Here is an 11684-nt window from a genome sequence, read left to right as displayed (position 1 = left end):
TTCCACCTATACCTTTCCCCGGCTTACCCGTTTGATTTCATCTTCACAGATGGTCGTCGACGCATGGAGTGTGCATTGACAGCCGCACTGGTGCTCTTCGAGAACAACGGTCGTTATTCATGATTATCGACGATTGCGATATCAGCTGATCCTTGCTCTATTCGATGTTGATGAGCTCACGTCGAGTCATGCGGCCAAAGACTGCGGTTCATTCGCACGAGGCTGGGCCGAACAGACAGATCGCTTTTAGGGGCGTCGTAATTTATCCTGGTTGCATGGCATCGCCTATAGGGAAACTGTGTCGAGGGTATAATCGAAAATGTTAAAATGGAACGAGTCTGCCTCCAATCAGGGCGCGCGTGCGCTCGGCGACAAAGCGCGCGACGCGGGGCAATGGGCGGCGGCGGTAGAGCATTATGGGGCGCATCTGGACAGGCACCCGGACGATTTCGGCATTTGGGTCCAGAAAGGCAATTGCGCAAAGGAGGCGCGGCTGTTCGACGTTGCACTCGCGGCCTATGACCGGGCGGTCGCAATGAATTCTGGTGATGCGGACGTGCATCTTCAGCGTGCTCATGCGCTGAAGATGCAGGGCCGACGGGGCGAGGCAATTTTAAGCTATAAGGCTGCCTTGACGCTCGACCCAGATCTCACCAGTGCCGCGCGGGAACTGAACGCACTGGGCGTGAGAGTCGACTGGATTGCTGCCGCCAAGCACAGGTCTCTCCACATAGACGTCACCGATTTATTGTTTTACCTCCGTGCGCATTTGCATGTGTCTGGCATCCAGCGTGTGATCGCCTCTTTCATTCGCGGCGTGTACCAGAACAGGAATTCGGAGCTATACGCAGATGTCGGTTTCGTTACTATCGATTGGCAACGTCAGCGCATCGTGGAGATTAATATCGACAATCTGATGACCGTCGTCGATATCGTCACGTCATCGGAAAAAACGCGGGAAGAGGTCGACGCTGCGCTTACCGCTTGCATCTCCTCTCCGCGCGCCGCCGACATCAGGGGTGGTGACGTTTATTTCATTATAGGCGCTTTTTGGGTCTCACCATCTTACGAGCGAATACTTATCAATATCAGGGAAAAAGGCGTTTCTGTCGGAGTTTATATCTATGACCTGATCCCCGTCGCACACAGGCAGTTTGTAACCCGGGACCTTGCCGAAGGGTTCACCAAAAACCTCTACGAACTTACTCCATTGTGCGATTTCGCCTTCACAATATCGGAATTCGTCGCCAACGAATATAGATCGTTTGTTGAAAGTAATTTTCAGCGATCCATGCCGATTTCAGCCGTGAAGCTGGCGCATGAGATCGAGTCTATCAATGCCGATGAAGCGTCGGTCGACCCGAATGTGCTCGACCTGACGCGCGACAAATATGTTCTCTGCGTAGGTACGATCGAGATACGCAAGAACCATCAGTATCTGATCAGCGCCTGGCGGCGATTGATCGACGAGGGTTTGCAGCCGCCAAATCTTGTCATCGTCGGGCGGTGGGGATGGCGCGTGCACGATCTCAAGCAGCAGCTTGAAGAATCCGAATATTTACAGGGCCGCGTTACTGTCCTCGACTCGATCAGCGACCCCGATCTAGCATATCTTTACAAGAACTGCGAATTTTCTGTCTTTCCTAGCTTCGTGGAGGGCTGGGGGCTGCCGGTTGGTGAAAGTCTCGCGTACGGGCGCCCTTGCGTTGCGTCCAACAGCAGTTCCATCCCAGAGGTCGGAGGCGACTTCGTTCGTTACTTCGATCCCTACGACCTGAGTTCAGGGCTGGCTATCTTCCGCAAACTGTTCACAAACCCAGCAGAATTGGAGGATTGGGTCGATCGGATCCGATCGGAATTCCGACCGGTCAGCTGGGCGGAGGTCACCGCAACCCTATGCAAGGGACTGGCGGCGAAGCAATCGGTGTCGGCTGATGCAGCACAGCGCGCCTATTTCGCACCGAAGCCTGCTTGGATCTATCCGATCGGCACCGAACAGCGGGATCAGGCGACTCGCACGGCTCTAGCTTCAGCGGCTGCGTCCTTGGTGAGGATAAAGGGATGGCATCCGGTCGAAACGTGGGGCAGTTGGACGTGCAGCCGCAATGCGTCGATCCGCTTCGCGGTCTCGGAGCAGAACAACACCCGTGTTGTAGTGGCCATGAAGCTCAAGTTCCCGTTGCCCAGCCAAGCAACTGTGAAGTTTGTGAACGAGCAAGCCTGCACGACAGAGCTCACGGGCATCGATAATAGGAAATGGCATTTCGTCACTGCGATAGTCAAGGACGGCGTTGTCTCATTAGAATGGAACTGCGTAGGGGAAGTCTCGGTTCCGCCCGGGGAGGTGCGGCCGCTGTTTTTAGGAATCGAAGCATTCGGTATTGCAGTAGCGTCATCGGTTGAGGATCGCTTCGAGCTTCTTCAGAACATTATCTCTTTCGAGGGAAGTTGATCGACTACGCCACGGGTTCCGCGGGGAATGTACGGCATTTTAGTTTTGTCATGATCCGATCAAGGTCTTGATCTAAGCTCAGGACTCATTATTTAGCCGCTTGCGGCTTCTGGACGACGGGATGCAAGGCGAGATGCCCTTGTCTTCAAGGGCTTGCCGGAACCATGCGCTGTCATAGCCCTTGTCGGCGATCAGCGCGTGAGCATCCGGCAGCGCATCAAGCACCAGCGCCGCGCCCTTGTGGTCGCTCAACTGCCCCTCGGTGAGAAGCAGGACGAGCGGCCGACCTTTTTCGTCGCAGACCGCGTGCAGCTTCGAGTTCAGGCCGCCCTTCGTTCGTCCGATAAAGCGGGGTAAAGCCCCTTTTGAGCACGCTCGCCGCCCTGCGGAGTGCCTTGAGGTGGGTCGCGTCGATCATGATGCGCTCTGGACTGCGCCCCTCTCCCGCAAGGCTCGCGAAGATGCGGTCGAACACGCCGAGCCTGCTCCAGCGGATGAAGCGGTTGTAGAGAGTCTTGTGCGGGCCATACGCCTTCGGCGCGTCTTTCCACTGAAGGCCGTGCTTGATGACGTAAACGATGCCGCTCACCACACGGCGGTCGTCGACGCGCGGCACCCCATGCGACAAGGAAAAAACGGCGATATCCGCGCCATCTGGCGCTCGCTCAGCAAAACAGATCGCTCATCGAATCAAGGCCTCCTCGTCTCCGGCAAGGCCTTGAATCACATCTTAACGGAAATTAACAGGTCCTGAGCCTAGTTCCATCTCCAATTTATCCTCCCTGCTGTAGTCGTCATCCGAGCAGTCGGGCTCGCTCATGTTGGTTCCCTTTCTCAGTGCCCATATCTTCCGCCCACCACTTTTGGCCGCCCCGAAGTTTCATAACATTTTCCCCCGACGCGTCAATCTAATTACTTAGGTGTAATCGGAAGGGTCCTAGGGTCGGCCAGTGGCATTCAAGCGAGCCGTTACTTTCGCCTCCACAGGTCGCTGCCGCCGTCGAGGCATTTGATCTCGTTCTGCAACCGGTCTATCAGGCTGCCGACGGCCTCGGCCCCTGATGGATCCGCTGGCCGTATCGCAAGCCTTGCCTCGTCGAGATGGACGAGCGCCTGTTTGAGATGGCGCAGCGCGGCTGCAATTGACGACTGCATGGCGGCCCCTCCAGGGTAACCCACTAATAGCATATGTTGCACATTATAAGCAACATGGTGGTGACGACGTTGTCTTTCCGCGTGGATTTCTCGATGAAGGGCGAATGGAGATTTCGCCTGCACAATGTCGCGCTGCGCGCGGCCTTCTTGACTGGACGCAAGGGGAGCTTGCGCGACGGGTCGGCGTCGCGCTGCGCACCGTTCAGGATTTCGAGAACAGTCGGCGGACGCCGCTCGCCATCGTGCGCAGCTCCATCAGGCAGGCTTTCGAACAGGCCGGGATCGAGTTTCTCGACAACAAGGGGTTGCGTTTGAAGGGATGAGGGATCCGCCAGTCGCGAGAGGTTAATGCGCGTCTAGCACGAAGCTTTGCTCACCCTGAAGACGCGAGCGGCGCCTTCCTTTTCACGCGGCAATCGCGCCTCGAGTGTCCGCTTATAACACCGGATACCTCGCCGGAATGCGCGCATTACCTGACGGCGTTTTTGCATCTCCGCATGCTTAGTCGCCGACATGTAAAGTAAGCCTCCGCTGAGGGCCGCCTTGCGGGGCGTGTAAGAGACAGGTCTTGTCTGTGACGCTTGTCGCGACAGGAGCTATGCCCGTGCCTATGTCTGGAGATACTTTTGCCCGCCGGTATTCCGTAGTTGCTGATACCCGGCGCCGCTGGAGCGAGGACGAGAAGCAGGCGATCATCGCCGAGGCTTTGCAGCCCGGCGTGAATGTGTCAGCGGTCGCCCGCAGGCATGGGATCAAGCCAAGCCTTCTGTTTCGTTGGCGGAAGCTGGCCAAGAACGACGAGAAGCCAGAGCCCGCACCGGCATTCCTGCCGGTCTCTCTGACGGCGCCAGGGAAGAGCCGCGACACGATCTACGATCACAGCGCCAGTGACGCGCCCGCCGCCGATAATCGCATCGAGATCGAGCTTTTGAACGGGCGGCGCGTGCGGGTTGGCCCCGGCGCCGACATGGGCGCGTTGAAGCGCATTCTCGATATTGCCGACGGGAGGAGACCATGATCCCAGTTCCGACCGGCGTGCGGGTGTGGCTGGCGACGGGTCACACCGATATGCGCAGGGGCTTCCCGTCGCTGTCCTTGCAGGTCCAGGAGGTTTTGCAGCGCGATCCTTTGAGCGGCCATCTGTTATGCTTTCGCGGCCGCCGGGGCGATCTTCTGAAGGTGATCTGGCATGACGGCCAGGGCGCCTGCCTTTTTACGAAGCGTCTGGAGAAAGGCCGGTTCTTGTGGCCGAGCCCGGCTGACGGCGCGATCTCGATTTCGCCCGCGCAGCTTGGCTATCTGCTCTCCGGGATCGATTGGCGCAATCCGCAAAAAACCTGGAGACCGACTTCGGTTGGCTGACGGTTTGCCTTTGAAAACGTTGGCGAACCATGATTCTCTTGTCGGGTGACCACGCCGCTTGACGCTCTTCCTTCCGACCTTGCCGCCGCGCATGCGATGATCCTCGCCGAGCGCGCCGCCCGCCTTTCCGCCGAGGCCGTTGCGGCTCGCGCTCGCGCGGCGACATCCAGCACGGACGCGCTGATCGCTCATCTGAGGCTCGAGATCGAGAAGCTGCGGCGGGTGCTTTACGGTAGCCGCTCGGAGCACAAGGCGCGGCTCCTGGAGCAGATGGAGCTTCAGCTCGAAGAGCTGGAGACAGCCGCGGCCGAGGACGAGCTTCTCGCCGAGACAGCCACAGCCCGGACGCAAGGCACGCCATCCTCTACGCGCAAGCATCCATCGCGCAAGCCTTTCCCGGCGCATCTGCCGCGCGAGCGCGTGGTGCTCCCGGCGCCGACATGTTGTCCGTCTTGCGGCTCGACGAAGCTGTCGAAGCTCGGCGAGGACGTCACCGAGACGCTCGAGGTTGTTCCGCGCCGCTGGAAAGTCATCCAAACGGTGCGCGAGAAGTTCTCCTGCCGGTGCTGCGAGGCGATCGCGCAACCGCCGGCGCCCTTTCATGCAACGCCGCGCGGTTTTGCCGGGCCGGGCCTTTTGGCCATGATCTTGTTCGAGAAGTTCGGCCAGCACCAGCCTCTCAACCGGCAAAGCGAGCGGTATGCGCGCGAAGGCGTCGAACTTTCCGTCTCGACGCTGGCCGATCAGGTTGGGTCCTGCATGGCGGCGCTGCAACCGCTCCAGGCGCTGATCGAGGCCCATGTTCTTTCGGCCGAACGGTTGTTTGGCGACGACACGACGGTGCCGATCCTGGCGAAAGGCAAGACAGTCACCGGCCGCATCTGGACCTATGTCAGAGACGATCGCCCTTTTGGCGGGACCGCGCCGCCGGCCGCGCTTTACTACGCTTCGCGAGACCGAAGGCAGGAGCATCCCGAGAGCCATCTTCGAGACTTCGCCGGCATTTTGCAGGCCGACGCCTATAGCGGCTATAACGGGCTTTACGATCCGGCGCGCGAAAAAGGCGCCATCGTCTCGGCGCTGTGCTGGGCGCACGCCAGGCGCCAGTTCTTCGAACTGGCTGACATCGCCGCCAACGCGAAGCGCGGCAAACAGGCGCCGGCCATCTCCCCGATTGCGCTGGAAGCGGTCAAGCGCATCGACGCGCTGTTCGACATCGAGCGCTCCATCAACGGCCTTCCCGCCAGCGAGCGCCTGCGCGTGCGCCAGAAGCAAAGCGCGCCGCTTCTGGCCGATCTGAAAACCTCGCTTGGCGAGGAGCGCTCGCGATTGTCGCGCTCGGCTTCCGTCGCCAGGCCCATCGATTATCTGCTCAAGCGCTGGGATCGGTTCGCCGCTTTCCTTGGCGACGGCCGCATCTGCCTGAGCAACAACTCGGCCGAACGAGCGCTGAGAGGTTTTGCGCTCGGAAGAAAGTCGTGGCTCTTCGCCGGTTCAGATCGCGGCGCCGACCGGGCCGCCTTTATGATGACGATGATCATGACGGCCAAACTCAACGGCATCGATCCGATGGCTTGGCTGGCCGATGTGCTCGCCCGCATCGCAGGCCAGCCGCAAAGCCGACTCCATGAGCTGCTGCCCTGGGAATGGAAGCAGCCCGGCTTGCAACTGGCGGCGTAGTCATCAACCGCAAGCGCTCACGCTGCGGCCCTCACCGGATGCTTACCATGTAAACGCATGGCTTGCACGTCAATTGACCTCGTTTGCGTCTTCCGCGTCGATCCGAAGGAGAGTAAGCGCGGCTGAAAGTGGCCCAGCTAGTGGGCCCGCTTTCACACATCTTGCCATCACTTTTGAGGGGAGGATGAGCGTTATCGCGCTCGCGCGTTTCGGGCGGAAAGGGTGATATAAAGCGTCTAGCATGTTGCTAGAACGGAATGACCCGTATTTTTCTAGCACTTTTCTATCACTTTTCTAGCACATCAGCGCATGTTCCTTCTAGCAACATGCTAGAAGGAAGGTCATCCGGGCTGCTAGAACGAATTCGGTGCAAGGTGATAGACAAAGCGACGATTTGCGGATCGCAAATGATCTGGAATGAGGTCGACCTTTTGCCGGGATGTTTCACGGAAACGTTCTGGTTTCGGTCAAGCGGACTGGTGATGCAACCGGTGGTGGCTGATGAATTTCCGCAGCCAGCCTCACGATCTTTGGTGTCAGAGACCAATGAGAAAGGCGTTGGAAGCAGGTTTTTTTTGCCGATGGCGGATGATTAAGCCACAAATGCAGGGAAGCGGCGCTGGCGCGCGGCTGCTCGCGGCAAAAGAACGATTATAGCTGAGATTTTGGTGCCGACGCATGTGCAGCGCCGAATATAAGCCGACGCTTTTGCGCCCGTTTGGCGAAATGGCGATTTTTGTCGGCTTTTCGGAATTTACCAGACAGCAAAGGCCGCGAAGAGCAAAATGCGCTAAGTCTTGGCCGTCAGGACATGGGCAGGAGAGGCCGCATCATGAAAATCACTGTTGAAGTCAGTCCCGAAGACCTCGCCGTCATGACCCAAGAGGTGATGGGGGCTGCGGGTCCAGAGGCAATGAGCAAGATATGGGCGGCGCTCGGCAATCAGATTGCAGCGCAAATGCACGCTCAAATGTTGACGCAGATCCCGGAGCCTTTCCGGCCGTTTTTCAACATGCAGGCGGAGGGAAAATCATCCTGACGCCTTGCGGGCCTTGGCGGGATCGCGCTAGATGTTCCCGTAATGTTCTTTTCTCCTCGCCCATGGAAACTCGGCAGCTTAGCGCTTCTGCGGCCCAAAGCCGGAGCGGCTATGGCGCTGTCGCTGTTTCTGTCGCGCGTGCCTGCGGGATTCCCTTCGCCGGCCGATGATTATCTTGAAGGCGAACTCGATCTGAACAAGTTTCTCATCCGCAATCCGGCGGCGACCTTCTACGTGCGTTTGTCTGGCGACTCGATGGTCATGGCTGGCTTGTTCGACGGTGATATTCTTGTCGTTGATCGCGCCATATCGGCGCGGCATCGCCATATCGTCGTCGCAGTCGTGGACGGTGAGCTGACGGTCAAGCGGCTTTGGTCAAGCGGCGGGGTGATCGAGCTTCGCTCGGAAAACCCGGCCTATCAACCGATCAAGATGGTCGAAGGACGTGAGCTTGTGATCTGGGGCGTGGTGACCGGCAGCATCCGCCGGTTTGAGGCGTGACATGCCGGTATTCGCGCTCGCCGATTGCAACAGCTTCTATTGCTCCTGTGAGCGCGTGTTTGAGCCGAAGCTCGAAACCCGGCCGGTCGTGGTGTTGTCGAACAATGACGGCTGTATCATCGCTCTGACGACTGAAAGCAAGGCGCTCGGCTTCAAGATGGGCGATCCATATCACCTCAAGCGCGCTGATCTCCAAAGGCGCAAAGTCGCTGTCTACAGCTCGAATTACACCCTCTATGGCGACATGTCGCGGCGTGTCATGACTGTGCTGACGCGCTTCACGCCCGAGCTTGAAGTCTATTCGATCGACGAGGCCTTCCTGAATCTCGCAGGCTTCGAGGGCAGGGGGCTTACCGGCTATGCGCGCACCATCCGTAGCACGGTCAGGCAGGAAACAGGAATCCCGGTGTCGATCGGTGTCAACCGAGATCCGGAACTGCCCCGTTTCGACACGAAGAACTGCCCCGTCATTGATCAGTCCTTTGAGGCTTTGGTTCTGTCGCAGCGGTCTTCTGCAGAAGACCGCTGCGACGTTTTTCCTTGAGGCGGTAGCTGTCGCCGCGGATGGTTATGACGTGGCTGTGATGGAGCAAGCGGTCGAGGATCGCGGTCGCCACGACCGGATCGCCGAACACCGCGTCCCATTCGCCGACGCTGCGGTTGGACGTGATCAGCATCGCTCCCTTTTCGTAGCGGCGCGAGACAAGCTGGAAGAACAGATGCGCCGCAGAGGGCTCGAATGGCAGGTAGCCCAGTTCGTCCACGATCAGGAGCTTCGGTTTGGCGAAGTGCATGAGCCGATCCTCGAGCCGGCCTTCCACATGTGCCCTGGCGAGTTGCACCACCAGCGCCGTCGCCGGCATGAAGAGCGCGGCGTAACCCGCCAGAATGGCCTCGCGCCCGAGCGCGATGGCGAGATGGGTTTTCCCGACGCCGGGCGGCCCGAGCAGGAGCACATTCTCGCTATTGGCGATCCAGCGTCCAGCCGCGAGATCGCGCACTTGTCTGGCGTCGACGGAGGGCTGCGCCGCGAAGTCGAAGCCTGTGAGGTCCCGGACCATCGGGAAGTGAGCGAGCTTCAGCGCCATCTCGATCCGGCGCGCGTCCTTGCGCGCAATCTCACGCTCCAGGAGCAGCGTCAGCGTCTGGCGCATGTCGAGGTCGGAACGGGAGGCCTCGTCGAGCAGGCTGTCGAGCCGGTCGCGGACGCCGAACAGCTTGAGCTTGCCGAGCATGTCCAAAAGCCGGTCATCGCAGGAAGACATCGTCAGAAGCCTCCCCCGACATGAGCTTCGTACTCGGCGAGTGGGCGCAGCAAGGCGCGAGCCTGAGGCCGCTGCTGCGCCGCATCGTCTGAAAGGCTCAAGGGCCGGGCGCCGGCCAGCCCCTCGAAGTGCGAGTGTTCGACGATGCGCTGGCGGCGGCCATCGAAGGCGCGATGAGCGGCCACCTCCCGCCCGCCATGAAAGATGCGCACCATGCCCCCCGTGACGGTCACGCGCACCCGCTCGCCCACCAGCCGCCACGGAACCGAATAGGCATTGGCGTCGATTTCGACCGAGCAATCGCCCTGCACCGTGCGGATGAGATCGCGCGCCGCCAGAAACGGCGGGACGCCGGCCGCCGCCTTCAAGGCGCCCGGCTCGTCGCGCTGAAAGCGCGCCACAGGGCTTTCCCCGGTCGTGCCGTGAATGCGCGCGTCGGCGATCTCGCGGGACCAGGCCTCAAGGTGCGCCTCGAACGCATCCCATGTCGCAAACGCTCGCCCCGCGACCGCGTTCTTCTTCACATAGCCCACGCCGTTTTCCGTCTTGCCTTTCGTGCGCGCCCGATACGGAGCGCAGGCTTTCGGCCGAAAGCCCCAATGCCTGGCAAAAGCCAACAGCTTTGCGTTGTAGGCGACCGCGCCGGTCAGCCTGTCATGCCGGTCGACGAGTGCCCTGGCGTTGTCGAACAGCACGTCTTCCGTCACGCCGCCGAACTTCGCAAAGGCGCTTTCCAGCCCGTCGAACCAGCTTTCCTGGCGCTGAAGGCGCGGACATGGATCCGGCGCGAGTAGCCGAGCGTGGCGACGAACAGAAACGCCTTGATCCTGACGCCGCCGATCTCGACCAGGCGCTCGCCAAAGTCGATCTGCATCTGCTTGCCGGGCCGCGTCTCGAAACGCACGCAGGCGCGCGCTTCGGCGTCGAGTTCCTGCCGGAACCGCGCCACCGCCCGCTCCACCGTGCGAAGGCTGACGGCGATGCCCTTCTCCGCAATCAGTTCCTGGCGGACCACGTCGGCGTTGCCGCGATGGCGCCGGAACCGCTCGCGCAGCCAATCCTCAAGGCCATCAAGCTTGCGCGGCCGCTCCGGCTGCCTGTAGGCCACGGACCCGCCTGCTTCAACGTAACGCTTGACCGTGTGATGGCTGCAGCGGAACTCCCGGCCGATCCGCTTCAATCCCCAGCCGACCGACCACAGCCGCAGCATCGCCGCGACCTCCTCCGGCTCCTTCATGACCCCCCTCCGCGGATCGTTCATCCGCTTCGGGCTTTCGTCGATTCGATGATCGTTCATGAGACCCCTCCTTCGTCACGAGGGGGCAGTTCCTCATGTCGTCAGAGGGCAGTTTGCCGTGTCGCCTGACACGATCGGGATTGGCTGCACCAAGGCGCTCGCCACGATAGCGAACCGGATGGCGAAGAAGGACCCAGAGGCAAAGGGCGTCTTCAACTTGTTCGATGTAGCGGATATCGATGCGGTCCTGGCCAAAATCGAGGTTGGCGATATTTGGGGCGTCGGCCGTCAATGGTCAGCCTGGCTCGAAGAGCAGGGGATAAAAACCGCGCTCGATCTGAAACGGACCGATCCGAGGCATGTGAGAACGAAGATGACCGTCGTCGGCGAGCGCATCGCGCGCGAGTTGAACGGCGTGTCGTGTCTACCGCTTGAGCTTTTGCCATAATTAGGGGTGCGTCGGGTCCGTGACCCACAATATCCTGCGCGCGCGTGCGGAGCTTCAAGGTCGTGTGCGCCATGGTGCACAATTATGCACAGGCGCCCGCACCTCACGGCCGTGCCGCCAAGTCGTCAAGTGCGCGCGGATCACCGAGAGCAGCTTCGGAGATCGTCCTGCGGCCTTCGTCGGACAGGCGCGCAAGCGCTTCAGGGTGTTCAATCCAGAAGTCTGCAAGTTCGGGGTAGAGAGCTTTCAGCCCGTCGCCGGCTTCACCGTCATCGGTCGCGCTCTTCTTCTTTCTTGCCAGATCGGCCTCGACGCCAAGTTTGAAGCGCACGCCGCTTCCCCCGTGATCATCAGCCTCGATGAACGCAATCCCTTGTGCTTCCAAGATTTCTTGGAGATGCAGAAGTGTCAGGCGATTTGCCCTCGCTCCGGCTTCGATCCGGACAATCGTCATCTTGTTGATGACGGCGAGATCGGCGAGTTCTTGAATCGTGAGGCGAGCGAGTGCCCGCGCCGCCCGTAGCTGATCGCCTGTGATCATGCGT

12 protein-coding genes and 2 pseudogenes are annotated in these 11684 nt (G+C 60.2%); 9 read left to right on the top strand and 5 right to left on the bottom strand.

What is annotated here, in order from left to right; genetic code table 11:
- The first annotated feature begins 319 nt into the window (after positions 1 to 319).
- Complete coding sequence (locus tag RVAN_RS12375) at positions 320 to 2452, top strand: glycosyltransferase family 4 protein (protein WP_013420052.1); 2133 nt, start codon at positions 320 to 322, stop codon at positions 2450 to 2452.
- Between the two features lie 96 nt (positions 2453 to 2548).
- On the opposite strand, the pseudogene RVAN_RS20515 reads toward RVAN_RS12375, so the two are convergent.
- Positions 2549 to 3138 (bottom strand): annotated as a pseudogene (locus RVAN_RS20515) (IS5 family transposase); the annotation flags it as partial.
- Positions 3139 to 3421: 283 nt separating this feature from the next.
- Entirely contained in the window at positions 3422 to 3607 is a 186-nt protein-coding gene (locus tag RVAN_RS12360) for a hypothetical protein (protein ID WP_013420051.1), read from the bottom strand.
- Positions 3608 to 3711: 104 nt separating this feature from the next.
- On the opposite strand from RVAN_RS12360, the gene RVAN_RS12355 reads away from it, so the two are divergent.
- The 7 genes from RVAN_RS12355 to RVAN_RS12325 all read left to right on the top strand — a co-directional run bounded on the left by RVAN_RS12355 (position 3712) and on the right by RVAN_RS12325 (position 8733).
- Positions 3712 to 3930 (top strand): helix-turn-helix domain-containing protein, encoded by a 219-nt coding sequence (locus RVAN_RS12355; RefSeq protein WP_013420050.1) that lies wholly within the window; start codon positions 3712 to 3714, stop codon positions 3928 to 3930.
- A gap of 287 nt (positions 3931 to 4217) precedes the next feature.
- Positions 4218 to 4625, top strand: coding sequence for an IS66-like element accessory protein TnpA (gene tnpA / locus RVAN_RS21030; RefSeq protein WP_041787200.1), 408 nt, complete (start codon positions 4218 to 4220; stop codon positions 4623 to 4625).
- A complete protein-coding gene (gene tnpB, locus RVAN_RS12345; RefSeq protein WP_013420049.1) occupies positions 4622 to 4969 on the top strand; it encodes an IS66 family insertion sequence element accessory protein TnpB in 348 nt (115 codons plus the stop codon). The genes tnpA and tnpB overlap by 4 nt, the downstream gene beginning before the upstream one ends.
- 96 nt (positions 4970 to 5065) lie before the next feature.
- Entirely contained in the window at positions 5066 to 6649 is a 1584-nt protein-coding gene (tnpC, locus tag RVAN_RS12340; protein WP_013418084.1) for an IS66 family transposase, read from the top strand.
- 832 nt (positions 6650 to 7481) lie between these two features.
- Complete coding sequence (locus RVAN_RS12335; RefSeq protein ID WP_013420048.1) at positions 7482 to 7688, top strand: hypothetical protein; 207 nt, start codon at positions 7482 to 7484, stop codon at positions 7686 to 7688.
- A gap of 111 nt (positions 7689 to 7799) precedes the next feature.
- Positions 7800 to 8189, top strand: a complete 390-nt coding sequence (locus RVAN_RS12330; RefSeq protein ID WP_013420047.1) for a LexA family protein — start codon at positions 7800 to 7802, stop codon at positions 8187 to 8189.
- 1 nt (position 8190) lies between these two features.
- On the top strand, positions 8191 to 8733 hold the full coding sequence (locus tag RVAN_RS12325; RefSeq protein WP_049779399.1) for a hypothetical protein: 543 nt from the start codon (positions 8191 to 8193) through the stop codon (positions 8731 to 8733).
- Here the strand turns inward: RVAN_RS12325 and istB are convergent.
- Both istB and istA read right to left on the bottom strand, forming a co-directional pair.
- Positions 8657 to 9454 carry an IS21-like element helper ATPase IstB gene (istB, locus tag RVAN_RS12320; RefSeq protein ID WP_013420046.1) on the bottom strand — a complete coding sequence of 266 codons (798 nt, stop codon included), beginning with the start codon at positions 9452 to 9454 and terminating at the stop codon, positions 8657 to 8659. The genes RVAN_RS12325 and istB overlap by 77 nt on opposite strands.
- 2 nt (positions 9455 to 9456) lie before the next feature.
- Positions 9457 to 10715 (bottom strand): annotated as a pseudogene (gene istA, locus RVAN_RS12315) (IS21 family transposase).
- Positions 10716 to 10749: 34 nt separating this feature from the next.
- Here istA and RVAN_RS12310 point away from each other — a divergent pair.
- Positions 10750 to 11139 carry a hypothetical protein gene (locus RVAN_RS12310; RefSeq protein WP_155942444.1) on the top strand — a complete coding sequence of 130 codons (390 nt, stop codon included), beginning with the start codon at positions 10750 to 10752 and terminating at the stop codon, positions 11137 to 11139.
- A 103-nt stretch (positions 11140 to 11242) separates the two neighbouring features.
- On the opposite strand, the gene RVAN_RS12305 is transcribed toward RVAN_RS12310, so the two are convergent.
- Complete coding sequence (locus tag RVAN_RS12305) at positions 11243 to 11680, bottom strand: hypothetical protein (protein WP_013420045.1); 438 nt, start codon at positions 11678 to 11680, stop codon at positions 11243 to 11245.
- Positions 11681 to 11684 lie beyond the last annotated feature (4 nt).

Origin of the sequence: Rhodomicrobium vannielii ATCC 17100 (genome assembly GCF_000166055.1) — a bacterium.
Classification (GTDB): Bacteria; Pseudomonadota; Alphaproteobacteria; order Rhizobiales; family Rhodomicrobiaceae; genus Rhodomicrobium; species Rhodomicrobium vannielii.
This window is presented reverse-complemented; position numbering and strand designations above follow the sequence as displayed.

What these genes read in the sequence shown, in the direction of transcription:
- RVAN_RS12375 (WP_013420052.1), top strand. Translation starts at nt 320, where the DNA reads ATGTTAAAATGGAACGAGTCTGCCTCCAATCAGGGCGCGCGTGCGCTC.
- RVAN_RS12360 (WP_013420051.1), bottom strand. Translation starts at nt 3,607, where the DNA reads ATGCAGTCGTCAATTGCAGCCGCGCTGCGCCATCTCAAACAGGCGCTC.
- RVAN_RS12355 (WP_013420050.1), top strand. Translation starts at nt 3,712, where the DNA reads ATGGAGATTTCGCCTGCACAATGTCGCGCTGCGCGCGGCCTTCTTGAC.
- tnpA (WP_041787200.1), top strand. Translation starts at nt 4,218, where the DNA reads ATGTCTGGAGATACTTTTGCCCGCCGGTATTCCGTAGTTGCTGATACC.
- tnpB (WP_013420049.1), top strand. Translation starts at nt 4,622, where the DNA reads ATGATCCCAGTTCCGACCGGCGTGCGGGTGTGGCTGGCGACGGGTCAC.
- tnpC (WP_013418084.1), top strand. Translation starts at nt 5,066, where the DNA reads ATGATCCTCGCCGAGCGCGCCGCCCGCCTTTCCGCCGAGGCCGTTGCG.
- RVAN_RS12335 (WP_013420048.1), top strand. Translation starts at nt 7,482, where the DNA reads ATGAAAATCACTGTTGAAGTCAGTCCCGAAGACCTCGCCGTCATGACC.
- RVAN_RS12330 (WP_013420047.1), top strand. Translation starts at nt 7,800, where the DNA reads ATGGCGCTGTCGCTGTTTCTGTCGCGCGTGCCTGCGGGATTCCCTTCG.
- RVAN_RS12325 (WP_049779399.1), top strand. Translation starts at nt 8,191, where the DNA reads ATGCCGGTATTCGCGCTCGCCGATTGCAACAGCTTCTATTGCTCCTGT.
- istB (WP_013420046.1), bottom strand. Translation starts at nt 9,454, where the DNA reads ATGTCTTCCTGCGATGACCGGCTTTTGGACATGCTCGGCAAGCTCAAG.
- RVAN_RS12310 (WP_155942444.1), top strand. Translation starts at nt 10,750, where the DNA reads ATGAGACCCCTCCTTCGTCACGAGGGGGCAGTTCCTCATGTCGTCAGA.
- RVAN_RS12305 (WP_013420045.1), bottom strand. Translation starts at nt 11,680, where the DNA reads ATGATCACAGGCGATCAGCTACGGGCGGCGCGGGCACTCGCTCGCCTC.